This is a genomic window from Sulfurimonas sp. C5 (assembly GCF_029872055.1).
In the GTDB taxonomy this organism is placed as follows: Bacteria; Campylobacterota; Campylobacteria; order Campylobacterales; family Sulfurimonadaceae; genus Sulfurimonas.
Genome location: NZ_JARXNQ010000001.1, coordinates 237204 through 263607, shown reverse-complemented (window position 1 = coordinate 263607; position 26404 = coordinate 237204). Strand labels below are relative to the sequence as shown.

Annotated in this window: 23 protein-coding genes and 1 tRNA gene; 6 read left to right on the top strand and 18 right to left on the bottom strand. The window is 34.4% G+C overall.

From position 1 onward, the window contains the following. Positions 1 to 5: 5 nt before the first annotated feature. The 6 genes from P6N22_RS01345 to P6N22_RS01320 form a co-directional block, all read right to left on the bottom strand. Positions 6 to 473 carry an OsmC family protein gene (locus tag P6N22_RS01345; RefSeq protein ID WP_280329445.1) on the bottom strand — a complete coding sequence of 156 codons (468 nt, stop codon included), beginning with the start codon at positions 471 to 473 and terminating at the stop codon, positions 6 to 8. Next, positions 470 to 1870: an argininosuccinate lyase gene (argH, locus tag P6N22_RS01340; protein ID WP_280329443.1), complete on the bottom strand. Its 1401-nt coding sequence runs from the start codon at positions 1868 to 1870 to the stop codon at positions 470 to 472. Before argH ends, P6N22_RS01345 begins: the two co-directional genes overlap by 4 nt. 112 nt (positions 1871 to 1982) lie before the next feature. After that, positions 1983 to 2318, bottom strand: coding sequence for a cytochrome C (locus tag P6N22_RS01335; RefSeq protein WP_280329441.1), 336 nt, complete (start codon positions 2316 to 2318; stop codon positions 1983 to 1985). Positions 2319 to 2416: 98 nt separating this feature from the next. Next, entirely contained in the window at positions 2417 to 4231 is a 1815-nt protein-coding gene (locus P6N22_RS01330) for a menaquinone biosynthesis decarboxylase (RefSeq protein ID WP_280329440.1), read from the bottom strand. Positions 4232 to 4324: 93 nt separating this feature from the next. Continuing rightward, positions 4325 to 5173: a hypothetical protein gene (locus P6N22_RS01325; RefSeq protein WP_280329438.1), complete on the bottom strand. Its 849-nt coding sequence runs from the start codon at positions 5171 to 5173 to the stop codon at positions 4325 to 4327. A gap of 143 nt (positions 5174 to 5316) precedes the next feature. Then, positions 5317 to 8733: a PAS domain S-box protein gene (locus tag P6N22_RS01320; protein WP_280329436.1), complete on the bottom strand. Its 3417-nt coding sequence runs from the start codon at positions 8731 to 8733 to the stop codon at positions 5317 to 5319. A 203-nt stretch (positions 8734 to 8936) separates the two neighbouring features. Between P6N22_RS01320 and P6N22_RS01315 the strand changes: the two genes are divergently transcribed. From P6N22_RS01315 to P6N22_RS01305, 3 genes are all read left to right on the top strand, one after another. Continuing rightward, positions 8937 to 9218, top strand: coding sequence for a hypothetical protein (locus P6N22_RS01315; RefSeq protein WP_280329434.1), 282 nt, complete (start codon positions 8937 to 8939; stop codon positions 9216 to 9218). 64 nt (positions 9219 to 9282) lie between these two features. After that, a complete protein-coding gene (locus P6N22_RS01310) occupies positions 9283 to 9924 on the top strand; it encodes a carbonic anhydrase (protein ID WP_280329432.1) in 642 nt (213 codons plus the stop codon). 1 nt (position 9925) lies between these two features. Beyond that, entirely contained in the window at positions 9926 to 11467 is a 1542-nt protein-coding gene (locus P6N22_RS01305; protein WP_280329430.1) for a SulP family inorganic anion transporter, read from the top strand. A gap of 29 nt (positions 11468 to 11496) precedes the next feature. On the opposite strand, the gene P6N22_RS01300 is transcribed toward P6N22_RS01305, so the two are convergent. The 7 genes from P6N22_RS01300 to rsmH form a co-directional block, all read right to left on the bottom strand. Further along, positions 11497 to 12078, bottom strand: a complete 582-nt coding sequence (locus P6N22_RS01300; RefSeq protein WP_280329429.1) for a cytochrome b/b6 domain-containing protein — start codon at positions 12076 to 12078, stop codon at positions 11497 to 11499. Positions 12079 to 12205: 127 nt separating this feature from the next. Continuing rightward, entirely contained in the window at positions 12206 to 13267 is a 1062-nt protein-coding gene (locus tag P6N22_RS01295; RefSeq protein WP_280329427.1) for a YeeE/YedE family protein, read from the bottom strand. Between the two features lie 124 nt (positions 13268 to 13391). Further along, positions 13392 to 13468, bottom strand: a tRNA-Ile gene (locus tag P6N22_RS01290). A 55-nt stretch (positions 13469 to 13523) separates the two neighbouring features. Next, positions 13524 to 13964: a globin gene (locus P6N22_RS01285; RefSeq protein WP_280329425.1), complete on the bottom strand. Its 441-nt coding sequence runs from the start codon at positions 13962 to 13964 to the stop codon at positions 13524 to 13526. Positions 13965 to 13972: 8 nt separating this feature from the next. Then, positions 13973 to 17071, bottom strand: a complete 3099-nt coding sequence (locus P6N22_RS01280; RefSeq protein WP_280329424.1) for an efflux RND transporter permease subunit — start codon at positions 17069 to 17071, stop codon at positions 13973 to 13975. A 14-nt stretch (positions 17072 to 17085) separates the two neighbouring features. Further along, complete coding sequence (locus P6N22_RS01275) at positions 17086 to 17364, bottom strand: hypothetical protein (protein ID WP_280329422.1); 279 nt, start codon at positions 17362 to 17364, stop codon at positions 17086 to 17088. Further along, positions 17364 to 18287: a 16S rRNA (cytosine(1402)-N(4))-methyltransferase RsmH gene (gene rsmH, locus P6N22_RS01270; RefSeq protein ID WP_280329420.1), complete on the bottom strand. Its 924-nt coding sequence runs from the start codon at positions 18285 to 18287 to the stop codon at positions 17364 to 17366. Before rsmH ends, P6N22_RS01275 begins: the two co-directional genes overlap by 1 nt. Positions 18288 to 18416: 129 nt before the next feature. On the opposite strand from rsmH, the gene P6N22_RS01265 reads away from it, so the two are divergent. Continuing rightward, complete coding sequence (locus P6N22_RS01265) at positions 18417 to 19616, top strand: response regulator (protein ID WP_280329419.1); 1200 nt, start codon at positions 18417 to 18419, stop codon at positions 19614 to 19616. A 9-nt stretch (positions 19617 to 19625) separates the two neighbouring features. Here P6N22_RS01265 and P6N22_RS01260 read toward each other — a convergent pair whose 3' ends face one another. Then, positions 19626 to 20858, bottom strand: coding sequence for a glutamate-5-semialdehyde dehydrogenase (locus tag P6N22_RS01260; RefSeq protein ID WP_280329417.1), 1233 nt, complete (start codon positions 20856 to 20858; stop codon positions 19626 to 19628). Between the two features lie 59 nt (positions 20859 to 20917). On the opposite strand from P6N22_RS01260, the gene P6N22_RS01255 reads away from it, so the two are divergent. Both P6N22_RS01255 and P6N22_RS01250 read left to right on the top strand, forming a co-directional pair. Next, complete coding sequence (locus tag P6N22_RS01255) at positions 20918 to 21679, top strand: pyrroline-5-carboxylate reductase (protein ID WP_280329414.1); 762 nt, start codon at positions 20918 to 20920, stop codon at positions 21677 to 21679. A gap of 56 nt (positions 21680 to 21735) precedes the next feature. Then, positions 21736 to 22341 carry a toxin-antitoxin system YwqK family antitoxin gene (locus tag P6N22_RS01250; RefSeq protein WP_280329412.1) on the top strand — a complete coding sequence of 202 codons (606 nt, stop codon included), beginning with the start codon at positions 21736 to 21738 and terminating at the stop codon, positions 22339 to 22341. 6 nt (positions 22342 to 22347) lie between these two features. Here P6N22_RS01250 and P6N22_RS01245 read toward each other — a convergent pair whose 3' ends face one another. The 4 genes from P6N22_RS01245 to P6N22_RS01230 all read right to left on the bottom strand — a co-directional run bounded on the left by P6N22_RS01245 (position 22348) and on the right by P6N22_RS01230 (position 26361). After that, on the bottom strand, positions 22348 to 22764 hold the full coding sequence (locus P6N22_RS01245) for a hypothetical protein (RefSeq protein WP_280329411.1): 417 nt from the start codon (positions 22762 to 22764) through the stop codon (positions 22348 to 22350). A 115-nt stretch (positions 22765 to 22879) separates the two neighbouring features. Then, on the bottom strand, positions 22880 to 24352 hold the full coding sequence (gene thrC, locus P6N22_RS01240; protein WP_280329409.1) for a threonine synthase: 1473 nt from the start codon (positions 24350 to 24352) through the stop codon (positions 22880 to 22882). Between the two features lie 42 nt (positions 24353 to 24394). Further along, positions 24395 to 25621, bottom strand: a complete 1227-nt coding sequence (locus tag P6N22_RS01235) for a peptidoglycan DD-metalloendopeptidase family protein (RefSeq protein WP_280329407.1) — start codon at positions 25619 to 25621, stop codon at positions 24395 to 24397. Then, positions 25621 to 26361, bottom strand: a complete 741-nt coding sequence (locus P6N22_RS01230; protein ID WP_280329406.1) for a cell division protein FtsX — start codon at positions 26359 to 26361, stop codon at positions 25621 to 25623. The genes P6N22_RS01235 and P6N22_RS01230 overlap by 1 nt, the downstream gene beginning before the upstream one ends. Between the last annotated feature and the right edge of the window lie 43 nt (positions 26362 to 26404).

The following is a 26404-nucleotide window of genomic DNA, read 5'->3' as shown; positions in this document are numbered from 1 at the left end:
AGTTCCTAGTTGCCGCAGGCGTCAATTTCACCCATATCGATTTTACTACCGCCGCCGCTAATCATTTTTTCATTTTCACGGATAAGTTTGCCGTTATGTGTAATGCTGTAAGAGATCTCAGTCGTGTCACGAATAGTATTGATTGTTGAACAATATGTCTCTACCGAAGCCATTACCCAACGAGCTGCTTGTGTATCGTCATCTGCATCTGAATTGAAGTTGTATGTCAAATGAAGTTTAACAAACTTTCTTGGATGGTCTTCAGCACGAACCACTTCACCGTCAACCACTAAGTCAGTAACAGTTTTACCTTGATTTTTTGGAATCATAACGATATCCGTCGCACTACACGTAATAATCCCCGATAAAAAATACTCTATCGGCGAAATAGTTGGACAGTCAATTATAAAGCTAGACTTTTCAGTCTTAGCCTCAAACTTCATTGCATCTTGATGTGTTACTGTAATTTTCATATGAGTAAAGTCTCCTCTGCTTTATTTAAATATTCTCTAAAAAATTCTAATTGCTCTAGTGTTCTTACCGTTGCAGTTCCACCTTGAGATGTTCTTGCATTCATAGAGTGACGAAGTGCTAAAAATTCCATTACATCTTCGTTAATTCTCTCATCAATCTCTTTAAGGTATTTAAATTCCATTTTACTTAAATCAACACCTAGTTCTTCCCCTTTAGCCACTGCACGTCCAGTGATGAAGTGAGCTTCACGGAATGGAATATCACACTTTTCTACTAAATAGTCTGCTAAATCTGTTGCACTTAAGTGGCCGATTGCACATGCTTTTTCCATATTGTGCGGTTTAACAGTCATTGTTTTAATAGCTTCTTTTAAGATTTCTAAAGAAATTTCAGCAGTTTCAACTGCATCAAAAACACCTTCTTTATCTTCTTGAGTATCTTTGTTATATGCTAATGGAAGCCCTTTCATAACTGTTAACAGTCCCATAAGTGAACCATATACACGTCCTGTTTTTCCACGTAAAAGTTCCGGTACATCTGGATTTTTCTTTTGTGGCATAATTGAAGAACCTGTTGAATATTCATCACTTAGCTCAACAAAACCGAATTCATATGAAGACCACATAATAAGCTCTTCACTAAGACGTGAAATATGCATCATCATTGTTGAGATATTAAATAAAATTTCTAAGGCAAAATCCCTGTCACTTACAGTATCCAAACAGTTTACACTCACACTGTCAAAACCAAGAAGTTCTGCAGTATATTCACGGTCTACTTTATGTGGAGTCCCTGCTAATGCCGCACAACCTAACGGAGAGATATTGTTTCTCTCATATGAGCTTTGAAATCTTTCAATATCACGTTTAAACATCGAAAGGTATGCACCTAAATGGAAACCAAAGTTAATAGGCTGTGCATGTTGTAAGTGTGTCATACCAGGAATTAGTGTCTCAGTATGTTGTTCTGCTACTACTAGAACCTCATACATAAGTTTTTTAATAGCTTCTACAATCTCATTGTTTTTACGAAGGACATAACGTCTGAAATCTACTGCAACCTGATCGTTTCTACTACGTGCAGTATGTAATTTTTTTCCGGCATCACCGATAAGTGCCGTTAAACGTTTTTCGATCCCCATATGAAGATCTTCATCAGAAATTTTCCATTCAAATTCGCCTGATTCGATCTCTTTTTTTACTTGCTGTAAACCTTGTTTGATTTGTTCGAGTTCTTCTTTAGTTAAGATCCCTTGTTTAGCAAGCATAGTAGCATGAGCAGTAGAACCTTCAATATCTTCCAGATAGAGTTTTCTATCAAACATAATTGAAGCGTTAAATTGGTCTAATAAGCTAGATGCACTTGCGCTAAAACGACCTGACCACATTTTATCCATAAGAGTTTCCTTGAAATTTTTTAAAAAAGTTTGATATTTTATCGAAATATAGATGATTTTACAAAAAGAAGATATAGACTTAAAAAAATAAGTCTATATATAAATGAAGTTTTTAGTTACAAGCAGGTACGTTTCCACTATCTTTAGCATACTCGACTAAAAATTGTTTCAGGTGTTTTACTTTTCTAGTATACTTTTTACTTTCAAAATATTTCCATGACTTTTGCGCTTTCTCACTTTTTAAATGAAGCTCTGCCAATTTTTGACCTTTTTTAGCCATCATATGTTTCCAGTATTTCATTTTATGACTTGCAACAAAAGTTTGTCCAGAATCATGACACTTAAGGCAGTTTTTTACAAATTCCTTTTGCCCCTTATATATAGCTGCATCAGCTGTCGAGAATGATAGTATTAAAATTGACAATGCAATAAATACAAATTTACCCATTTCTACGCCTTAAAATATAAATAGAAGTCATATTACATTAGAAATTATTATACTAAGCTTAGACCCTTAACAATTTATATGCAATTCTCACAATTTTATTACAATTGAAACTTTTTAAATAATTCTTCGTCTAAATCCCAGACGCCAAGGTTCTTCAAATGATTCACTACGCCCATCGTACAATCTACATCATCAGGCCATCTTCGTGTAAAGCCGTCTAACTCATTTTTATTTGTACCGTCAACACCTATCATAAGTCCTGACTTGTAAATATCACGAAGAGCATCAATATTGTTCGTAACTCTCCATACTAACATATATGCATTTCTAACATCATTTTTTTGAGCATCTACAAATACCACTATTCTCATGTTTGTTGAAAGAGGTAATAATGCATCAAAATACTCTTTTGCATTTTTCGCTTTATTTACACTGATAACTGTAATTGGATTATTGGTTCTTCTCATAAACTGATGAAGATCTACAGCATCCGGAATAAGTTCTTGAACTTTATGTAATAACTCTTCATCACCAAGAAGATGTGGTGGTTCCACTTTATTTGCAGATGTAGCATCAATACCAAGTTTTCCACCTACTAATGCTTCAGGTGATGAATGATCCAGTGCATCCAAAATCCCTTCTGTGATAAACATAGATTTCGGAGTAAAACGATTAAGTACATAAGTTGCAAATGCTTCATAGTTTTCTAATGACGGAGCATTTTCATCTACAAAAACAGCATGTTTTACAAAACTCATCTGTCCTGCTCCCCAAAAAGCGTGCATAAACTGTTTTGCATGCCCTTTATAAAGCGGCTGCATCTTTGCTAAAATAAGGTTATGAAAACCTGCATTCTCAGGCATATGATAGTCCAGTAGATCCGGTGTCGTTGTTTTGAGTAATGGAAAAAAGATCTTTCCTGTCGCCCACCCCATGTATTTATCTTCTAATGGCGGTTTTCCGACAACAGTTGCTAAAAATGTTCTGTCATGCTTCATCGTAATAGCTGAAACTTCTAACACAGGATACGGCTCTTCTAAAGTATAATATCCCGTATGATCTCCAAAAGGACCCTCAATTTTCAATTCGCTAGGATCTACCCAACCCTCAATTACATAATCTACATCTTTAGGAATATAAAGCGGTGTTGTAATTGATTTTACAAGTTCTGCAGGCTTTTTCTTAATAAGTCCATACATTAACAGTTCATTTACACCGTAAGGAAGTGGTGCTGTCGCACACCAAGTATAAAGAGGATCTCCACCTATACCGATTGAAACAGGCATCTTTTTTCCTGCTTTTTGATACTGATCAAAAAAGTGAGAAGAATCTTTATGAATCTGCCAGTGCATTCCCAGATGGTTTTTATCGTACACTTGCAGTCTGTACATTCCTAGATTAACCATTTCACCGTCAAGAGACTGAGTATATACCTGTCCCATCGTGATAAATGGCCCGCCGTCTTGTTCCCAAGTTGTAAGTACAGGAAGTTTTGTCAGATCTATATCTTGTTCAAGATGGATTATCTCTTGACACACCCCTTTTGATTTTAAGCGTTTTGGAAAAATATTTTTCAACTGGAACAACTCCCCGGCCATAGAAAGCTTTTCTTTAAAAGAAGCAGGCGGTTTCATATGAAGCAGTTTTGTAATCTCATCAGCCACACTCTCAATCTTACGACCAAACAGCAACTCACATCTTTTAAATGAACCAAATACATTCATTAATACTGGTTCTTCATATTTATGTCCTGTCTTCTTATCAATTACATTAGTAAAAAGGAGAGCTTTCCCCTCTTCCCCTTTTTTCACCTCAGCATATGCTACATGGGGAATTTCCAAATAGACATCTAATTCAGTATTAATAACTTTTAATTCTTTGTGTTTTTGCAATAAATCAATGGTAGTTTTCATAATAAAATCTTTTTAGTATTTTCAGATTAAAAAGTGTAGCATATCAGAACACTATCTCTACTGAAATCTGGATTACTTTATATATGAATATTTTTATAATGAGATGAAATTTTCTTGTGTATCTGTGAGTGAATTTTCACAACGAGATATAATTGCTTCTATACTCTCATGCTTATTTTTTAAGCCCATACACACACGAGTTTTATGTGTCGCTTGAAATTGATTAAGAGTATCTCTAATTTTCTGACTAACAGAATGTGCATCTTCTTCAGAACTGATTAAAAAGAGAAGTAAGAAGCTTTTATCATTCCAACGGACGAGCATATCATCCTCACGTATTTGATTTTTTATACTTTCTGAAATACTCTGAGCAAATTCAACTTCTTCATGTTCAAACTCTACTAAACAAATCCCTATAAGTTTTTCATTAAATGTTGCAGCGGTTAAAATTATCGGTGATACGTGTTCAAAATATGTTCGGTTATAAGCTTGAGTGTTACTATCAAGATTTGTTTTGTTCTCTGTCATAATACGCTTGATAAGCTGAGATGTAATGTCATTAAAAAAAATCAGTTCATACCCATCTAACGGTATCTCAACAGTTACTGAAAATGCATGGGGCTTAATTTTACGATCCAACATACTTATTATTCTGTCAGATTCTTCTATTGACATTATTGATTGTTGCCAAGGATGTTCATTGTCTATTGTTGATACATGGAAGTAAGAGTCATGCGGTACAAATCTATTTTCTAAAGTTCCAAACTCTCTTGCAAACTCTTTGAGAGTTTCAACTCCAAAAAACACTTTACTTGCTTGATTGAAAAGAATCGGTTTGTTATTGTGATAAACAAATACTAAATCTTTATGCATGTCGATTAATGACTCAATGACTTTCAAAGAATTATGTTCAAACGGAGATTCCTCAATAGAACTATTCAACTAATATCCTTCTTTTTAGAACTATAACGTATAACATTATACAAAATTCTGTTAGGATTGCAAATTTCCCTAATTATAAACTTTGTTACTAGTTGCTTCCATGCTATTTAATTCCATTGATAACAAAATTTTTTTATATAAGTTTAAATAGCGAGCATACTAGAGTCAGTATTAAATGTAAACTTTTTTTCTTTGAAAAGCTTCATGCAGGTATCTACAACTACACTATCATATCTTGTTCCTCGTCCTTTTGTTACTTCGTCAAGAGCTACTTGAATACCTAAAGCCGAACGATATGGACGATGGGAAGATATAGCTTCAATCACATCTGCTACGGTAATAATCTTTGCTCCCAAGAGGATCTCATCTCCCTTAAGTCCCTGAGGATAACCCGAACCGTCAACATGTTCGTGATGCTGAAGAATTATCTGAGCAATCGGCCAAGGAAAATTTACATCTTTAATAATGTCGTAACCCGCTTGGGGATGTGTTTTAATAAGCATAAACTCAATATCTGTCAAACGTCCAGGTTTAGCAAGAATCTCTGCAGGGATATGAATTTTTCCAAGATCATGAATAATAGCTGCAAACCTAATCCCCTCTATCTCTTCTTGACCTAACCCCATCTCCTTGGCAATGGCCGTTGCCAGTTCAGCAACACGTTTCTGATGACCTGCCGTATAAGGATCACGTGACTCTACAGTAGCAGAAATTGCCAGAATTGTCTGCTCTAAACTCTCTCGTAAAATAGCTTCGTGCTTTTTATTCACATCACGCGTACGCTGATTGCCAATACCATAAGCCAGATCATTGGCCAACTCTTCAAGCAAATGGATCTCTTCTTCATCAAAAGACTCTTCTTGAGATGAGTAGATACTCAATACTCCAAAAGGCTTTTTTCCATCAAAAAGCGGCAGAGATATGTGTGAAACATATCCACGTTCTATTGCAGCATCTCGCCAATTAGGACAAGTAAGAGGATCTTTAATATCTCTAAAAATCTGTGTTACCCCCTCGCGAATAGCTGCTCCGGCGGGGAGGACACCTTTTCCAGTATCCTTCCAACATAGGTCATTTAACCAGTACTCTTCACCGCTAAAACCATGCCAAGCGACAGGAGTGAGATTTTTCTCAGGACCATCATCTGCATAATCAACGACGGCAAGACTATACCCACCCCTTTCAACGATCACTCTGGTTACCTCTTTAAGCAACTCTTCTTCACTTGTTGCATGTACAAGTGCCAAGTTCCCGGCAGAAAGAGTTTTAAGAGCTCGATTTGCCCTATTGAGTGCAGCTTCAGATGCTTTACGCTCACTTATATCACGCATGATTCCTATAGCACCCCATCCATCTTTATGAAGTATTGAGGACAAAGAGAGTTCAATAGGAAACTCCGTACCGTCTTTTTTTATAGCTGCTAGTTCAACAGTCTTTCCAACCGCAGCACCTTGACCTGTACGCTGAAACTCTTTAAACCCCTTTAGATGAGCATCCATAAAACGCTCTGGAGTAATCAACTTATGCAAATTAGTCCCCATAGCTTCATCAGCCGAATAACCAAGGACTCTTTCCGCTGCTTCGTTCCAGTAGGAGATATTTCCCTGTGAGTCTATCATCAAGATTGCATCTTGCGCGGAAGCAGTCATAGTACGGAATTTTTCTTCACTCTCTTTAAGATGCTCTTCTGCTTCCTTGCGTTCTGTAATATCGCGTACAATCGCTAATAAATAGGGATGTTCAAGTTTGTTGAGTGATAGCGAGACTTCGACAGGATATATAGTTCCATCTCGGCGTTTATTCAAACTTTCAAAGATTACATTCCCTTCTGTATCGATCTTCTCTTTAATCGTCTTAACCATGTCGGGTGTAACTGTTGGATCTATATCATAGATAGTCATCTCAAGCAGTTCCTTACGACTGTAGCCCAGTTCACGACAAAGCGTGTCATTAACATCAAGTAGTTTTAGGGTACCCGGTTCAATAATTTCAACAGCATCCGTAGAATTTTCTAAAAGAGTATGAAACAATTCTAACCGTTCCTGAACCTTCTGTTGCTCGGTAACATCCACGCCTATGGCAAGTAGTCCTTCTGTTTTTCCTTCAGCATCTTTAATAGTTTTACTGTACCATTCAATATGAAGCTCATCACCCCAACGGGTAAGTATACTGTCTATATTTCCTTTGCTATCTAGATCATTAATAGCTTCAAGGAAGATTTCTCTAGTCTTTTCACGAGTCGCTTCAGGGAGAACTAACGAGAACCACTCCTTCCCTGCCACCTCTTCAAGCGGGTAACCAGAAAGCTGTTCCATGTAGCGGTTGTATCTGACTATGTGTCCTGTTTTATCAAGCAGTAAGACGATGACGGGAGCTGTTTCGATCAATCGGTCAGAAAAGTCTCTCTCCCTTTTGAGTTGCAGTTCCATATTCTTACGCTTAGTCATGTCAAGGCCTATACCGATGATTCCCGTACCATTAGGTGTGGTGATCCGTTTACTAGTAAACTTATAGTAGCAAAGTCCTTCTTTTGCCATCACTCGTGTATCTACAGTAGTATACCCCAGCGCTAAAGTTTCTTCTATTTTTTTTGCGATCTCGGGGCGGTCATCTTCATAGATAAGAGAGAGCGCGTTACGATCTTTTAACTCTTCAGACGTTAGCCCAAAAAGAGTTTCTATCTTTTTATTCCAACGTTCAAATTTTCCTTCTCCATTAAGCACAAAGAAAATATCAGGAATACTTTCGATAAGCTTATCGGAAAAACGTTTTTCATTGAGTAAGAGTTCTTCCATATTCCTGCGTTCCGTTACATCCCAGACCATTGAAATAATAGAGTTCATATCTGGCAATGGAATATTTTGCGCCGAGATATAACTTGTTTCTTTCCCTTTGCGAGTAAGTGGGACCTCATTCCAGTGCATACGTAACGGATCACCACTTTCATAGTCATCTATAACCTGTTTTTTGATCTTTTTACGAAAATTTATATCTTCGTATGCAGCCTTCCAAAAATCATCTGGATTCTTTAGTGCTTCGCGTGTTGTACGGTAGAGTTTTGGAAAGTTGTCATTCATATAGTTGAATTTTACTTCTGGTTCAATCGTATTTACGGCAATACCTATAGGAAGATTGTCAAGTACTGCTTTAATGAACTTTTCGTTTTGTTTCAATCTCTCTTCATCAGCTTGCTCTTTAGTAATATCTTGTAGTATCTGAATCGAATAGTGATAAATACCCTCTTTATCACGGATTATGTAAGATCGAGAACGGTAAAGTACACCATCTACCAAAATATCATTTTCATTCTCTTCTGTGCAATTTTTATCTATGCTTACTGAACAATGTGGCAGAGGTTCTTTTGATTTTGGGAATACTTTAAAATAAGGCTGACCGATGATCTGTTTAAACGGAAGAGAAGCAAGTCGCTGATAAGCACTGTTACAGCGAAGAATACGATACTCTTGGTCGTGAATAAAAATAGCATCGTCTAAAACATCCAAGGCACTTACCCATTCTTGAAGCGCCTGTTCGATTTGTTTTATATTTTTGACTTCCATCACGCACCTTTATAAATAGATACTAATATCTAACTACTCAATAAATGATAAACACTGATTAATCATATTATATCACTATTTTTAATACATTAAAAAGTTTGTTACAATTAATACTCATTATTGTTCATCTGCTCTTTAGTAATATTTGACATTACGTCAGATCGTTTACAATTTATTCACCTACTGAGTTTATAATTTTTCCCATGAAAGTATATATTGTATTTGTATTAGCATTATTGTTAACATTATTTACAGTTGAAATTGCTGCAAGTGAATTACAGAGTGTAGATAAATCAACAACAGTGATTGTCGCTGAGACGGAAACAGAAAAATATGAATCTTCTGATTTTGAAGACAAAGAGCTATATTTTATTTCCGCAAGTTTGTTCAAAAATACTTTCTTAGATCAAGCTAATACAATACAAAAAGAATACTCGTACGCAGATACTTCATCCTTATTAAAACCCCCAAAATTCCTTTTATAATTACACATAAAACAATCAATAACTATTTTAAAACAAAAAATATTTTTATATAAAAGGATAATCTATGCCAAAAAGTTCATTATTACAAGGTAATGAAAAATTCCAAAAAAGTTATTTTAAAAAACATGAAAAAGAGCTATTAGAATTAGCTAAAAACGGTCAGCACCCAAAAGCACTCTTTATAGGTTGTGCAGACTCACGCGTTGTTCCAAACCTCATCACAGACACACCTCCAGGTGATCTGTTCGTTGTACGTAATGTCGGTAATTTCGTTGCACCTTACAAACCGGATGAAGATTATCATTCAACAGCAGCAGGGATCGAATATGCAGTATCTGCCTTAAATGTATCGGAAATTATCATTTGTGGACATACCCATTGTGGTGCCATTGCTTCACTTTACAGTGATATAGAAACAAAACCGTTTATTCATACAAAGAAATGGCTCTCTTTAGGGCATAAAGCAAAAATAAATGCTGTACTGGCACTTGGCAGAGATGCACAAAAAGATGCACTTTTTCGTCTAAGTGAAAAACTCAATGTTGTTTTTCAGATAGAAAACCTTTTAACATATCCATATGTTAAAGAAAAACTTGATAATGGAGAATTGTTTATTCATGGATGGCTTTATGATATCGAGAGTGGAGCTATAGAATTTTATGATCCTGATATTTGTGATTTTTTACCTCTAGAAGAGGATGCGTAAGATGGATATAACTTTTAAGAAAATAAAAAATGATTTGCCCGCAAGTATCATTGTATTTTTCGTAGCCCTACCTCTTTGTCTTGGAATTGCTTTAGCCTCAGGAGCACCTCTTTTTGCAGGTATTATTGCAGGTATTATTGGTGGTATCCTTGTTGGTGCTGCCAGTGGTTCGAGACTTGGAGTAAGTGGTCCAGCAGCAGGATTAGCTGTAATTGTATTTGATGCTATTGCAACACTTGGTTCATGGGAACTTTTTCTTGCTGCTGTAGTTCTTGCAGGAGTTTTCCAAATCATATTTGGTTACGCTAAAGCTGGATTTATTGCTTATTTTTTCCCAACTTCAGTTGTAACGGGTATGCTCACAGGTATCGGTTTTTTAATTATTCTAAAACAAATACCTTTTATATTTGGATACCATTCAGATTATTTGGGAGAAGAGGCTTTTTCACAGTTAAACGGCGAGAATACATTCACAGCTATTGAACATGCACTCAGTCTTTTTTCTCCTACGGCTATTGTTATTTCAGTTATATCCTTAGGGATTTTAATTATTTGGGATAAATATCTGACAAAATCAAATAAGATATTTGAAATCATTCAAGGACCAATTGTTGTTGTATTAATCGGTATATTATTTACAGTAGTTCTGGAAAAATACGGGATTACTATATCAAAAGAACAACTGGTATCTCTTCCTGAAATCCAGAGCTTCAACGAACTAAAAAATGTTTTTACCTTTGCTGATTTTTCAGGTTTTGCCTCTTTAGATGTTATAAAAATTGCTTTTGTCATGGCTGTTGTAGCGAGTCTTGAGACATTGCTAAGTGTCGAAGCTACAGATAAACTAGATCCTCAGAAACAGATTACTCCGACAAATAGAGAACTTAAGGCTCAAGGGCTTGGTAATATTGTTTCAGGTTTAATTGGCGGACTACCTATTACACAAGTTATTGTTAGAAGTTCTGCAAATATTACCTTTGGAGCTCAAACAAAACTTTCTGCAATATTGCATGGATTTTTTCTTTTAGTGAGTGTACTTACAATTATTCCATTGTTAAACATGATTCCTCTTGCTTCTCTTGCAGCTATTTTACTTGTTGTAGGCTATAAGCTAGCAAAACCTAGTATGTTTATCTCTATATACCGTAAAGGGTTAGAACTATTTGTACCATTTGTTGTGACAATTGTAGCAATGCTTATTAGTGATCTTTTAACAGGAGTTCTTCTTGGATTAGTTGCTAGTATATTTTTTACACTTCATCACAGTTATCGCAATTCATATCACTTAAAAGATACTGTTACCGATAAAGATGGAGTATCTGTACATCATATAGTTATGGCTGAAGAAGTGTCATTTTTTAATAAAGCAAGTGTATTAAAAGTTTTAGATGCCATACCTGAAAATTCAAAAGTTATCTTAGATTTTTCCAAGTCCAAAGCAGTTGCGTATGATGTTGTAGAATTGATTAAAGACTATATTACTCAATCAAAATATAAAAATATTCAAGTTGAAACAGTAAATTTTAAATATCCAAAAGAGTAATAAGAACTATTTTGTTCATGAGGAGTTTATTACTCCCCGTGAACCATTTTAGAGATGATACTCTCTTTCGTTTTTACTTCATGACGAAAAACGCCTATCCAGTGTAGTACCACCACTGTTAACATAGGATAAAGTAAAGATTCATGCAACTCTTTTAGCAGTTGTGCATTTTCTTTTGTTAAACCTAAATCTTTGTAGAAGTAAATTGTCCCTCCTGTAATACTCATGATAACAATACCAATAAATATCAAAAAGTAAACACCCTTTTTCATTCTTTCTTCGAAACTTTGAGCCTTAATTAGTGCAAGACACGGTAAAGACATTCTCTTAGTAATTATCATATATAGGTGTATCAATAATGAAATACCTAACATCGCGCCAAAGATATAATGCCACTCCCACATTGGTGTACGTATAGCTTTACCAATGATTTTTGCATTTTCAATACTTATATCAATATCCATAGATGCCAACTTCTCTTGAATAATCAACGCATTTGTTTTATAACTCAAAAAAGTTTTACGCAATAAAACAGTCAATAAAAGCCCTATAACTGAAATTGCCATCAACCAGTGCCATACACGATATAAAACAGTATATTTTTGTTGCATAATTTTCCCCATTTTTTAAAATCACACTATTATATACCACAAATTATATAATTATGGTTTATATCAGAAAAAAATATTTGTGAAGTTGAAAGTACTGGATCCTTAAGGACTCGAATAAGGTACTTGTTTATTTTTGATTCCATTCGAAAAGATAACAACTAGGTAAAGCATTTCTTTTATGCAGATATATAGCAGTAAAATAAGCTGATAAGGCAATAGAGCTAATAGCAATAAACGAAGCTAAAGCAAGAGTCGATACCCCTGTAAGTCCTTGACCAACCGTACACCCTAAAGTCAAGATACCCCCAATACCCATCATACTACCGCCAATAATTGAGTTTTTTAATTTATTCTCTTTATCATTTGGCGCACAACTTACTCTATACTTTTTATTGAAAAGAGCCATAATAGTTCCACCTGCCAATAGACCAAGTATTACACTGACACCAAATGACAATGTAGTTCCACTAAAGAACATAAGATATTCAAGAGCTTTTCCAGATGGATATACAAAACTCAACCCTTCAAGAGTTGATATTTCAAATTCATTTACGTTTATTACGCCTGTAACAAACCATGCTAAACTAATTAATACCCCAATAATTAAACCGTCAAAACATAATAGTAAGCTTTTTATATTTGGCACCATTTTCCATAACAAAAATAAAAGAACTGGGAGAACCAATAAAATAGACAATTGCATATTAGGCAAATATGATGATAGTTTTAGTAGTAATTCATTGTGATTAAGCAAGTTTATCAAGTATGAAAACAATCCTTTTGATGTTATATAAGCAAAAATAGCAATAAATAATATCGTTACTAAAGAATAAATATTACCTTGAGAGAGTTTGATCAGTTGTCTGCTACTGCATCCATCAGCCAACATCATACCTATCCCAAATACAATTCCTCCTATTACGATCGCAAGATAATTGATCTCATCCTTGAAATATATAGTCTTATAAAAATCAATTTGAAAAAATATAGATATTGATTGAGATAAAATTACTGCTGTAATGATAGCAACCAAAATAGAGCTGGCTCTTCTTGTAGATTTTATTTGTATATAATCTTTTATTGCACCACTAAAACAAAATTGAGTGTATTGAGCTACTAAACCATACATTAAGCCTAGTGTGAATGCACATATATTAATAATATTTAAGTCTTCTATATAATTTTCCATGCTACTTACTTTTTTTAATCGAAGTATAGTGTTACAGTGTAAAATATGTGTAAAAGAATTTTATAGAATTTGTTAACTAATGAAATGTTTTGTAAGAATATTGCTAGTTTTATGCGATTAAAAGTGGTGGGTCGTCCGTGACTCGAACACGGGACCACTCCGTTATGAGCGGAGGGCTCTAACCAACTGAGCTAACGACCCACGCAGTTGTTAAGTAGGGCGAAATTATACTCATCGGTTGCTTAGAAATAGCTTACTATCCTTGTGTGTTTACCATCCACAAAGAGAAGACATTTAGATAGTTCCAAAACGATTGTAGTGATGTTTCTGTTACACCCTCTTCTTTTAGTTTTTCAAGTAAAGGCTTATAGAGTTCTAACCATACTTCACGTGCTTTTGCATCGATACGAAAACGTGCATGACGCCCTACCATTTGAGGAGCTCCTCTACTCTGATTGAAATAATCCGGACCACCACAGATCTGAATAAAGAAATCGGCTGCATGCTTTTTAGCCTTTTGCAGATCTTGTTCGTTCATTGGGAACAGATGTGCTATTTCACTCGTTTTGATAGACTCGTAATGCTCATCAATTAACTTTCTTATTCCCTCTTCCCCTACTTCAATCAAAAACTCCGGAATCGGTTTTGTAACAGGTGGTCTTGCACCAAATTGTGCATATGATGTTTCTAAATTCATTCTTTCTCCTAACTAAATTTTTTAGGTGTTTTGATTCTATATGCCACTGCATACAATAACGGTACATATATTAAGTTCAATACTGTTGCCCAAGCTATACCAAAACCTAGAGACACTGCCATTGGTTGTAAAATCATCGCCTGTCCGGAAGCAAAGAAAATAAGCGTTAAAAGACCAAGTACCGTCGTAAGTGACGTTAAAAGGATTGGACGCAGTCTTGTTTTTGCCCGTGACATTAACTCTTCTGTGTTTGTTGCTTTTTTGATAAAATCAACCATAATAAGACCGTCGTTAACAACGACCCCAGCTAATCCGACAACTCCAATCATACCAGGCATAGTCAGATTAATCCCCATTATAAAGTGTCCTACAAAAACACCGAGTAAAACAAGCGGTATTGTACTGATTACAATTAAAGATTTCTTTATAGAATCAAACAACCATACAAGCGTAATAAAAATTAAAAATATTGCGATCAAGAACGACTGTCCCATCTCACGCATATTTTTCTGATTCTCTTTCTCTTCCCCTTTGATATCTATTAAAATCCCTTCAGATTTTAACTTCTCAAATGTAGGCTGGAGCTGCTTCATAACCTCAGAAGATGTAATTATCTTCTTATCGATAGAAGCGTAAAAACTTTTTATACGCTTCGCATCCTCTTTTTTCAATGTAACATAACTCTGCACATATACAAAGTCAGCGATCTCTTTAAGTAGTACATATTGTTCAGAAGACGGTACACGAAGCTCTAAATTTTTTAATGACTCAATATCTTCATTAAGATCACTCTCTATTTTAATGCGTACTAAGCCGCTATTTGTAAAGAGCTTTCCATACTCTCCTTTGAGGTAATAAGCACGCAGAGAATTTGCCACGCTTTGTTCGCTAAAGCCTAATTCCTGTCCATATTTATTGATGCGTAATTTTAACTCTTTTTCCCCTAATGTAGCATCATCAGAGATATTATAGACACCGTTTATTTTTCCAATTTGATCTTCAAGTTGCTTTAGATACGGTACTACATCCCTGCCGTCTTTTGAACGAAGTCCAATCTCAATATCATGTGCAATAACACCGGCACCGGGAGTTTTTACCACAAGCTCTTCATAGTTTTTAAATTCATCTTTTAACAGCTCTTTAATCTCTTTTTCTATCTCTTTTGCATCTTTGTCTCTTGTTTTTACACTTCGATCATATTCAATTGAAAGATATGGACTTATATAAGTATCAAAAAAGTTTACGGGAGCACGCTCTTTAAGATCCACAAAAATGTGAAACAGATTTTCTCCAACTTCAGCATTATTTTTTGAATCCATTTTAAATCCAATTACCGATGTGACTGAAGAGACATTCTCTTTTGTAGCATATTCAAGGATCTTTTTTTCAAGCTGAGAAACATATTTTTCCGTATCCTCTAGCTCATTGTTAATATCTACTTTTCCGTAAACATATACCTGTGTCGTATCAAAATCAGGAAACATCTGAAATTTAGAATGTTTTGCCATAAAAAATTCAGCACCAATAATTAACGTTACCATTATGAGTAAAGAGGTTACTTTTCTTCTAAAGAAAAAATGTAAAACTGTGCTGTACCATTCATACATTTTTGCCCAAAATTTTTTTGTGAAACTTCCTTCATTTGAGACTCTTAAAAATTCATGTGCATGTAAAGGTAAAAAATAAAATGCTTCAAATAATGAAGATAGCAATAACACGGTAATCATAATAGGGATAATTTTGATAAACATCCCCATCTCACCACTCATTAAAAGCATCGGTAAAAAGGCAAATACAGTTGTCAGCGTTGCTGTAAGTACTGCAGGGAACATCTCAATTGCACCTTGAATCACGGCTTCTTGACGCTCCATACCCTCTTCTAAATGTCTGTAGATATTCTCTGCGACAACAATAGCTTCATCAACTAACATTCCAAGGGCAATCAAAGCTCCCAAGAGTGAGAGCATATTTAAACTATCGCCCATAATTTCCGTTGCGATCAAACCGATCATAAAACTAACAGGAATTCCTAAAGCAACGACAAAAGCAATACCTCGGTTAATAAAAACAAGCATTGCCAAAAACACTAACATCAGTCCAAAAATAATATTTGAAAATACTACGTTCAAACGATTTTTAATCCATACAGAAGTATCCGTATAAATGTCATAACTATATGTAGGGTTTTTCTCGTGCAACTCTTTTAATAGTCCACGGATATCTTTTACCAAGGCTATAGCATTACCGTCTTTGCTTTTTGTTACATTAACAGAGACGTTTCTTACACCGTTATAATGGGAGAGTTCAGCTTCATCACTCAGTGTAAATTTCACATCAGCTATATCTGCAATTTTCAGTTTTTGTCCACCTACGTCAATTAACGTATTTTCAACACCTTTTTTTGTTTTTTCTCCGTTGAAAGTTGAAATGTAAAGATGGTTTGCCTGTTGTTTAATAGTTCCGATAGGGAAAATAGAGCTGATATTGCTAATTGCAGAGACTACAAGCTCAGGTTGCAATCCATATGCACGAATTTTCTCATTATTGAGCATAATATCCAGTTCTTCATCGGCATCACCGCGAATCGTAATATCACTCAACTCTTTAAACTTTGAAAGTTCGGTTTTTAATTCATCTGCTTTGTTTAAAAGCTCCTCTTTCGAAACATCACCTGAAAGTGCGATCAATGCAAGAGGAAAAGCATGCAGTTTGATCTTCGCAACCGGTTCGTTCATATCAGAAGGGAGGTCTTTTTTCACACCACTGACGATATCTTTTACATCGTTTAGAACTAAAATATTATCCGCACCTGGTTTAATATCTGCAGATATTGTAAAAGCACCGTTTTTAATGTCACTTTTAATCTCTTCAAGATCATCAATATTTTGCATATCGTCTTCGATCGTCTGTACAACCATCTTATCAAGAACATCTGCAGAAGTTCCCGTATATCCGCCAGTAATGACAATCTTGTCCATATTCATAGGTGGAAAGATCTCTTTTGGAATATTGATATATGCAAAAATAGAGAGCATAAAAATAAAGAGTAAAAGGATATGGTTTAAAAGGGGTTTTTCTATTGAAAATTTTACAAAACTACGTATCAAAACAATTCCTTAATTTAAAACATAGTGTCTAAGACTTGGTTTTTGAACTTGATTGATTCAACAGAAGACTTAATAAGTTTATTTTCTTCTTGCAATGTTTCATATTCTACCTGTAATTTTGCTATGTCTCTGCTTGTATAATAAATTTGCTGATTGATGTATATTTTTGGAAAAGCAAATACAGCTATAAATGTGATCACTAACAGCATATATAGAAAATAGTTAAAATCAAGTCTCTGTTTGACTTTTATGAGATTGTCGTACTCTTCTAATAATTCTGTTTTATCACTCATTACAGTTCCATTTGAAAAACTCTTAGTTTTGCACTTCTGCTTCTTGCATTGGTTTTTAATTCATCATCTTGTGCAGTTACAGGTTTTTTAGTGAGTATTTTTCCTAACTGATGATTGTTGCCACATGTACAGCGCATCGCCTCACTCGGGCATATGCAACTTTTTGCCCATCTTGCAAATGTTTGTTTGACTATTCTGTCTTCCAAAGAGTGAAATGAGATAATCCCTATTTTTGCATGAGGAAGTTTTGCTTCTTCAAGTGCACCAAGTAAATTTTTTAATTCTCCAAGCTCATCGTTTACTTCTATTCTAATAGCCTGCATCAACAATGTTGCAGGATGAATTTTTTTTCCTTTAGGCAAAAACGGATTTAATTTTTGACTCAACTCTTTTGCTGAATGAAAAGGTCTGTTTTGCATAATAACAGAAGCTAGTTTTTTATAATTTTTAATCTCACCGTATTCACGTAAAATGATTTCAAGATCATTTTGAGAATATTCATTTATAACATTTGAAGCACTTAGCGGTGCGTCTTTATCCATTCTCATATCCAAGTTTTCACTCTCGTATGAAAAACCTCTGTCTTTTTGATCAAGCTGTAAAGATGACACGCCAATATCCGCTAATACACCTTTAATATCTTGAGGATTGTATTCTCGTAATATATCTTTAATAACGTTAGAAAAACGCCCTTTTCTAATCTCTACCCTCTCGCCAAAAGGCTTTAAACGTTTTGATGAAAAATCAATTGCCGTTTGATCTTGATCTATTGCAACAAGTTTAATATTTGGATTGTTTTCTAAAATAAGGCTTGAGTGCCCGCCATATCCCATTGTACAATCAATAATAATGCCCTCTTTTATATCATCAAAAGTATTTACAACTTCTCTATATAAAACCGGTATATGTGGGATATTTTCCAAAACTTTCCTTCAACAATAATTGTATTCAGATTATACCCCAAAATTGTAAAGTAACGAGTTAAGGGTATAATATATCTTTAATTTTAGTTAGTGTACTATATTTACAAATTTAACATAAAAGAGAAAAAGATGTTAGAAGAGTTACAAAATAATTTAGATCTAATCGGTATGACTGTCGCCGGTGTGCTTTTAATTGCCTATGTAATTTATAAAATAAAACAGAAAAGTTCTTCTGAGGAGTTGGTAGAAGATGAACTTGATACTGAAGCACAAGTAAAAACTAGTGTTGCAGAAGATGAATATGATGCAACAGAAGTATCTACCAAGCCAGCAGAACAAGAACCGGAAAAACAAGAAGAAATAACAGAAGCAATAGAAGAAGAAGTAACTCAAAAAGAAGAAAAAATTATAGATCTTGAACCTCAAGATATGGGTACAGAAGAAGGTGACTTTGGTGTTCAAGAAGAGGAGATAACTCAACCGGAGACAGAAACGGTTCAAGAGACTCAAAAAAAAGCATTTCAAAAAAGAGATGTGCCACCACATGGAAAAATTTCAAAAGATGATTTTAAAGATTTTGCCGGAAAGAGAATCCTGCTGGCAGAAGACAATTTAATTAATCAAAAAGTTATTTTAGGACTATTAGCCGATAGCGGTATAGAAGTAGTTGTCGCAAATGACGGTGCAGAAGCTTTAAGTATTTTACAGCATGATAACGATTTTATTGTAATTCTTATGGATGCCCATATGCCAAACATCGATGGTTTTGAAGCTACTAGACGTATTCGTGCGAACAGTGACTATGCTCATATTGTAGTTGTAGCACTTAGCGGTGATACAGCAGCTGATGACATTAGAAAAATGACAGAAGCTGGTATGTCGGAACATTTAGAAAAACCGTTAAAGATGGATTCCCTTTATGATATTTTATATGCTTATTCAGGTAGTGCTTCAGAGGAGCAAGAAGATGAAGCAGATGTAGTAAATGTAGTTTCTACAATAGAACTCGATGGCGATAAAGGCTTAGAAATCTGTGGTGGTGATGAAGATTTTTATCATGAAATTCTCAAAGAATTTTTACAGACATACAGTCAATCAGACGAGCAACTTACAACTTTGCTTCATTCAAAAGAACTAGAACAAGCTGATAAACTTCTCTTAGATATAGTTGGTGTTTCTGCAAACATCGGAGCTATAAAACTTAACAATATTGCAACACATATGAAAGATCTACTTTCAGACGAGGAAGAGAGTTATATGACACTTTTACCTCAATACCAGCATCATTTAGGTCTCTTAGTTGAAGATATAAAAGAGTATCTGCAATAGATACTCTTTTTATCTTATTTGACCGTTTCCGTATATTTTAAATTTATATGTTGTTAAACCTTCGATTCCCATAGGTCCTCTTGCATGAAGTTTATTAGTAGAGATTCCAACTTCTGCTCCAAAACCAAATGCCCCACCATCTGTAAAACGTGTGCTTGCATTTACATATAATGCTGCTGCATCAATATTGTTTAAGAACTCTTCTGCCGTTGAAATATTTTCTGTTATGATAGCTTCAGAGTGTCCTGAACCAAATCTTACTATATGTTCAATTGCGTCATTCACACCGTCTACAACTTTAATACTTAAGATATTTGCCAAGTATTCAGTATCGTAATCTTCCTCAGTCGCATCAGAAACTTCAATGAACTCTTTTGTATTTCTACATCCTCTCAAGTCTGTACCTGCCTTATCAAATTCTACTTTGAGTTTAGGTAAGACTTCTTTAGCAACAGCGCGGTCTACCAGGAGTGTTTCCATTGCATTACAAACACCTGGGCGTTGTACCTTTGCATTGATCGCAATTTTTACAGCTTTATCCTGATCGGCATCTTTATCGATATAAGTATGACACAGTCCCTTATCGTGTTTTACAACGCTTACAGTCGCATTTTCGCTTACATATCTCACAAGGCCTTCTCCACCGCGAGGAATAATAAGGTCTACATACTTGTCCATCTTAATCAGTTTTGCAACACCTTCACGAGAACTGTCAGGTAATAAAGAGATCAGCTCTTTTGGCAAACTATTTTTCTCTAGTACCGCTTGTAATACTTTTGCAATAGCCTGATTTGAATTTTCAGCTTCTTTACCACCTTTTAAAACACATACGTTTGAGCTTTTAAAACAAAGTGCCGCTGTATCACTTGTAACGTTTGGACGGGATTCGTAGATAATTCCAATTACACCGATTGGAATAGTAACTTTTTCAATTTTAAGTCCATCTTCCGTTACCCATCCATCAAGTACACGCCCTACAGGTTCTTTAAGGCCTGCTATCTCCTCGATTGCAACTGCCATTGCGTCAATTCTTTTTTCATCTAATAAGAGTCTGTCCATTAAAGCAGATGAAAGATTATTCTCTTTTCCGCTTGCCATATCAAGAGCATTTGCCTCAATTAAATTCATTGTATTTGCACGAAGAGCTTCTGCCATCTCTTTTAAAATTCTATTTTTTTCTTTACCGCTTAAAGTGTTTAAAATTCTACTACCGTTTTTTGCATTTTGTAAAAATTGTTCCATACTTAAATCCTCGCTAAATATAAATGCTATAATAACATAAAAAAATTTGAGGACGAAATATGAAAACAATAACTTTTATAGGTAATGGAAATATGGCACTTAGTATTGCTCAAGGCTTGAAAAACAGATACAAAATAGAAGTTGTTGGTAGAGATATGACAAAACTTGAAAAGTTTGAAGAAGCATTGGAGATTTCTGCTGAAAAGTCTTTAATGAAAGATTTTAATATTGAAGACAAGACTATTATCCTTTGTGTTAAACCTTATAATATTGAAGAAGTTGCAGAGCAACTACAAGGCCAGGCAAGAGTCATTTATTCTGTTCTTGCAGGTAGTACGATAGAGAAACTAAAAAATAATTTTAAAACACAAGCAGTTGTTAGAACTATGCCTAATCTTGCAGCTTCAGTTCACCATTCAATGACAACTTTGACAGGTGATGAATCTTTTAAAAATGAAGCTATAGAGATCTTCGGTTCTATCGGTCCTACAGTTTGGCTAGGCAGTGAAAAAGAGCTCGACATTGCTACAGGACTTGCAGGAAGTGGTCCTGCATATTTAGCACTTATTGCTGAAGCCTTAGCTGATGGTGCAGTAAAACAAGGTTTAAAACGTGACGATGCAATGGCAATTATGCGTGGACTTTTTGGAGGTTTTGGAAAACTTATCAATGAAATTCACCCTGCACTACTAAAAGATGGTGTAATGAGTCCAGGAGGAACAACTGCAGCAGGATATGCAGCACTGGAAAAAGGAAATGTAAGGAATGCTTGTATCGATGCGATTGAGGCAGCCTATAAACGTGCTACTGAACTATCGTGATAAAAAAGTGATTTCTATATGCTATTATTCATGAGATTATTTTCCAAGGAACTATCATGTTTAAATATCTTTCTTTTGTTTTAGCCTCAGCGGCATTGCTTGCTAACAATGATACACAGTCATTTTGTTCAAATCCTGGTGAATATACAGTAAAAGACAATGCTCAATCATCTATTTATAAAAACTGTAAAAGAAACGGAATGACATACTGGTATACAGATACTGGTAAAATAAAGTCTCAAGTAAATTTTATAGACGGTAAAGAAAATGGTCTTTACACATCTTTTTACGATAATGGCACTAAAAAACTCGTTGTAAACTATGTTGACGGACAAAAAGACGGTATTCAAAAAATCTTCTACGATAACGGTGTACTGGGTTCTGAAGTCAATTATGTTATGGGTAGACGTGAGGGGGTGATGAAAGAGTGGGATCTTGAAGGTTATCTTTATTCTGAAGTTTATTATAAAAACAACTATAAAGTTGGACTTAAAAAGTATTATGATCAGAAGGGAAATGTTGTAAAAACAGAAACTTATAAAATGGATCGTAATCCTGTTATGCAAAAACTTTTAAAAGATAAAAGAAAAGAGATATACATTGATCTTTCAAAGTACGGTCTTGTCCCTCAGGATGCACCAAAAGAGGAGAGAATGAGATAATTTTTCTCATCCGAATCCGTAAGGATCGTAATCATCCTCTTTTTCATACTGTAAAAACATAATAAAAATCCAAAATAGTAGAAATGCTGCAACAATCTCATATCCTATCAACCATACAATAATAAAAGAGTTGAGATTTAACAGCATAAAATTATCAAAATCTCCACCGGCAATAAAAAGAAATAAAAAGAAAGCACCTGCTATATAAGGCACTGCTACAAAATAGACAATATATGCTATAAATTCATAATTATCAGGAGCATAAACATAGTCTTTAAAATCAACCTTTTGTTGTCCAAAACTTAGTTTGTTCTTTTTCTTCTGCTGCTTACCACCTTTGAGTTTTTCACGTCTATCGGTTTGTAACAGCTGATTATAGTACAACATATGTCTTTTACGTTCTAAATCTTCATCCATACTCATAACGAATCCTGTTAGTGTATAGCATCATTGTAAGACATATATTATTAAACGAGTATAAAAGCTATAAGAAAAATTAATTTTTGATTTGGAAATTTAAAAGAGTGGAGGAAAGAGACTAGATAAAATCTAGAATCTCTTTTTCAATATTTTCTTTGTTAATAACAGTCTTTTGTGTAATCTCTTTAGTGAAAAGGCCTTTTACCATTGCAGGGATTTCTAAGTTTGCAGTTTTAGAAATTGACTCCAGTGCTACAATATCCTGTGCATCAACTTCACCTGTTAAAGCATTCGCAATTACAGGAGAGAACTTTGTCCACTCTGCAGTTGAATAGATAATAGACTTGATTTTTGGATCACAACATGTTTCAAAAGCTTTAAAACATGTAGCAGTATGTGGATCCATTAAATAAGAATCATTTTCAAAAGTATCTTTGATATAAGCTTTACCCTCATCCCCATTACAGAAATCTGCATCAAAAGACTCGCGAAGAGTAGCAAGTTCATCTGCTGTAAGCTCATAAACATTTTTTTCTTCTAAGTCTTGCATTAACTCTTTTGTTCTTACTTCTCCGAACATATCGAAAAGAATTCTCTCTACGTTAGAAGATTTTAAAATATCCATAGCTGGTGAAGTTGTATTTACTACATCAAAACCGTTAAGATCATATTTTCCTGTTTTAATTAGACGAGTTAAAACATTGTTCTCATTTGAAGAGATGATAATTTTCTCAACCGGAAGACCCATTTTCCATGCATAATAACCACCAAGAGCGTTACCGAAGTTTCCACTCGGTACATTTAAATATACTTTTTCACCCATAGTGATCGCATTTTGACGAACAAGTTCTAAATAACTGTGAATATGGTAAATGATTTGAAAAATGATACGACCGAAATTTACCGAGTTTGCCGCTGAAAGTTTTGTATTTTTTTCAGAAAGTGCTTTTTTAAACTCAGTTGACGCCAGTAATCTTTTTAAAGCTGATTGAGCATCGTCAAATACACCGTGAATACCGATTACTTTTAAGTTTGCAGCATTTTCTGTTACCATTTGCAATCTTTGTACGTCACTTGTACCGCCATCTGGGTATAAACAAGCTACTCTTACATTCGCACGGTTTTTGAATGTTTCTAGTGCAGCAGGACCTGTATCACCGCTTGTTGCAGCTAAGATTAAGTAGTTTTCATTCTTTCTTTGTGCGATTGATGAAAGTACAATACCAAATGGTTGCAGTGCCATATCTTTAAATGCACGAGTTGGACCATGGTATAGTTCACTTACATAAAGATTCTCTTTTACTTTTACTACAGGTACAGGATTGTTAGCGTCATCAAATTTGTCATATAGATTTAATGCCTCGTCAATTACAGATGAATCAATATCTATATCAAAAGCATCTAACATATCTTTTGCTAAAACTTTGTAAGATGAATTACGATGTTTTTCTAAAAATGCTGCACCTAGTTCAGGTAGTTTTTCAGGAACATACAACCCACCATAAGAAGCAATCGGATCTAAAATCGCCTGTGAAAATGTCACAGTCGCAGGTTTTGTAGGATCAATTCCACGTGTTTGTATAAAGTTCATATCATTTCTCTAATCTAAAATTTTTCGCGATTATACCTAAATCTACCTAAATAATCTTATAGGATTGATGTGATACGTCTTTTTAGTAACTTCAAAGACTAGTTCATCTTTGACACGTCCTATCGTATACCCTTTTTTAATCTTTTTACCCGTTTTAATATTTGGAGCGATTTGTGAAAGGTTTGCGTAGATAGTATGCAATCCTTCATCATGTTCAACAATAACAATATTGTCTAATACTGCTGTTTTGTCTGCATAAATAACTTTTCCGTTAAATACAGTTCTTACTTTTGCATCTGCTTTTTTAGGTTTTAAAGAGATAGACTCGTTGAAAATTTTTATTCCGTAAATAGGATCTGTATATGTCCCATAATTTTTCGTGATAGTATAATTGTTTAATGGAGCAATTGTTTTTGGTCCACGATACTCAATTGTTTTCATCGCTTGATAAGAACTACCGTGTTTTTTTACTTTTGGAAGATTTTGATTATCTACGTAAATATCTTTTTTTGCTAAAGCTTCCTTACGCTCTTTCTCTTCTTGTTCTTTTTTTTGTTGATCTACTTTAATAAGATTGAGTTGTGAAAGAGTATCTTTTAAAGCATTTTGTCTTTTTAAAAGCCCTTCTAATTCTTTTTTATATGATGCTTTTGCAACTTCTAACTTCTTTAATGCTTTTTTATTTTCCTCTTTCGTTACTAAAAGGTTTTTACGTTTATCATCTATCTCTTTAATTGAACTCTCTAAAGAGATTGCATTCTTTTGTAGAAACTCTATATCTCTTGCATTTATAACAAAAGTATCGCTCAAATCTTTTGCTTTTTGCTGTGAAGCATGTAACATAGATTTTAATACTTCTAATTCTATTAAAGAATCTGCATCACTCTTAAAATCTTCTTGCAATATAATCGATAAAGAGACGCTTTGAGCAATTACAAAAACAAGTTCCTCTTCTATTTTTTCTTGTTTTTGTTTTAAAATTTCCTGTTTTTTTCTCAATTCTTCAAGTTGAGCACTGCTGTCTTTATAACTTGTAGCTTTAGATTCAAGTTCAGCCTTGAGTTCTTCTAAATATTCTTCCTGTTTTGCAAGTTCTTTTTTTTGATCAATAATAGCCTTTGCAGTTTGTGCCATCTTTTTGTTGATCTTTGAATAGTTTTTGCTAAAACTACTTAGTTTTTTACTTGTACTTTTAATTTTTGTATCAATATCATTTGCACTAAAAAGCAATGAAACAGATAAAAGAAAAAGGAATAACAGTTTGTTCATTATACCTCTTCTTTATGGCCTAATACAACGAACATCGCCAGCATAATAGATACAGATATAGAGACCCCTAACATTAATAAAGAATCATATAAATGGTCAAAGAAAACTATTTTTATACCTATATGTTGAAATTCTTGCGCAATAATCGGCATTGATTCTATATATGCAAAAATAATAAACGCTAAAAATGATGCAATGAGTGCATCTACAATTGCCAAACGGAAAAGTACCGCAGAACGAAGCCATGATGGTGCACCAAAAAGCCCCATAATACTCATACGTTCATTATGTTTAAATTGCCATATTCTTAACTCTTTAGAGATTAGTAATATAGTTACTATTGCCACAGTAAAAGCAAAAACGGTAATAACATTTTTAAAAAGTACTAGAAGTCTATAAGTAGTATCATGTGTTTTTTCAAAAGTCTCCACTTTTGTAATATATTGATTGCTTAAAAATGATTTCGTGAGTTTTTTAAGCTCGGCAGGACTTGGATAATGTTCTAAAGAGACTTTGTAAAACTTCGGTAAAGTTACTTTCAACAACTCCATATTTGTCTTACTTATGCCGGCATTGAGCTTTGTGATGATATTATCAGGAGAGAGTGCCTCGACATTTGCAACAAGAGGGTTGATTGCTATAAGTTGTTTGGTTTCGAGATTCTTTTCACTTACAATGACTAAGGCATAATTATTTGCTAAATTTTCTTTATATGTATCTATAGAACGTTCTACAATCATAAACACCTGTAAAGAAAATAGAATTCCCAGTAAAGCTAAGACT

Excerpts from the sequence above, each read along its gene's own strand:
- P6N22_RS01250 (WP_280329412.1), top strand. The coding sequence starts at position 21,736 with ATGTTTAAATATCTTTCTTTTGTTTTAGCCTCAGCGGCATTGCTTGCT.
- P6N22_RS01295 (WP_280329427.1), bottom strand. The coding sequence starts at position 13,267 with ATGGAAAATTATATAGAAGACTTAAATATTATTAATATATGTGCATTC.
- P6N22_RS01330 (WP_280329440.1), bottom strand. The coding sequence starts at position 4,231 with ATGAAAACTACCATTGATTTATTGCAAAAACACAAAGAATTAAAAGTT.
- thrC (WP_280329409.1), bottom strand. The coding sequence starts at position 24,352 with ATGAACTTTATACAAACACGTGGAATTGATCCTACAAAACCTGCGACT.
- P6N22_RS01230 (WP_280329406.1), bottom strand. The coding sequence starts at position 26,361 with ATGATTGTAGAACGTTCTATAGATACATATAAAGAAAATTTAGCAAAT.
- P6N22_RS01265 (WP_280329419.1), top strand. The coding sequence starts at position 18,417 with ATGTTAGAAGAGTTACAAAATAATTTAGATCTAATCGGTATGACTGTC.
- P6N22_RS01345 (WP_280329445.1), bottom strand. The coding sequence starts at position 473 with ATGAAAATTACAGTAACACATCAAGATGCAATGAAGTTTGAGGCTAAG.
- P6N22_RS01310 (WP_280329432.1), top strand. The coding sequence starts at position 9,283 with ATGCCAAAAAGTTCATTATTACAAGGTAATGAAAAATTCCAAAAAAGT.
- P6N22_RS01285 (WP_280329425.1), bottom strand. The coding sequence starts at position 13,964 with ATGAATTTAGAAACATCATATGCACAATTTGGTGCAAGACCACCTGTT.
- P6N22_RS01315 (WP_280329434.1), top strand. The coding sequence starts at position 8,937 with ATGAAAGTATATATTGTATTTGTATTAGCATTATTGTTAACATTATTT.
- P6N22_RS01300 (WP_280329429.1), bottom strand. The coding sequence starts at position 12,078 with ATGCAACAAAAATATACTGTTTTATATCGTGTATGGCACTGGTTGATG.
- P6N22_RS01255 (WP_280329414.1), top strand. The coding sequence starts at position 20,918 with ATGAAAACAATAACTTTTATAGGTAATGGAAATATGGCACTTAGTATT.
- P6N22_RS01320 (WP_280329436.1), bottom strand. The coding sequence starts at position 8,733 with ATGGAAGTCAAAAATATAAAACAAATCGAACAGGCGCTTCAAGAATGG.
- P6N22_RS01260 (WP_280329417.1), bottom strand. The coding sequence starts at position 20,858 with ATGGAACAATTTTTACAAAATGCAAAAAACGGTAGTAGAATTTTAAAC.
- P6N22_RS01245 (WP_280329411.1), bottom strand. The coding sequence starts at position 22,764 with ATGAGTATGGATGAAGATTTAGAACGTAAAAGACATATGTTGTACTAT.
- P6N22_RS01305 (WP_280329430.1), top strand. The coding sequence starts at position 9,926 with ATGGATATAACTTTTAAGAAAATAAAAAATGATTTGCCCGCAAGTATC.
- argH (WP_280329443.1), bottom strand. The coding sequence starts at position 1,870 with ATGGATAAAATGTGGTCAGGTCGTTTTAGCGCAAGTGCATCTAGCTTA.
- P6N22_RS01275 (WP_280329422.1), bottom strand. The coding sequence starts at position 17,364 with ATGAGTGATAAAACAGAATTATTAGAAGAGTACGACAATCTCATAAAA.
- P6N22_RS01235 (WP_280329407.1), bottom strand. The coding sequence starts at position 25,621 with ATGAACAAACTGTTATTCCTTTTTCTTTTATCTGTTTCATTGCTTTTT.
- P6N22_RS01335 (WP_280329441.1), bottom strand. The coding sequence starts at position 2,318 with ATGGGTAAATTTGTATTTATTGCATTGTCAATTTTAATACTATCATTC.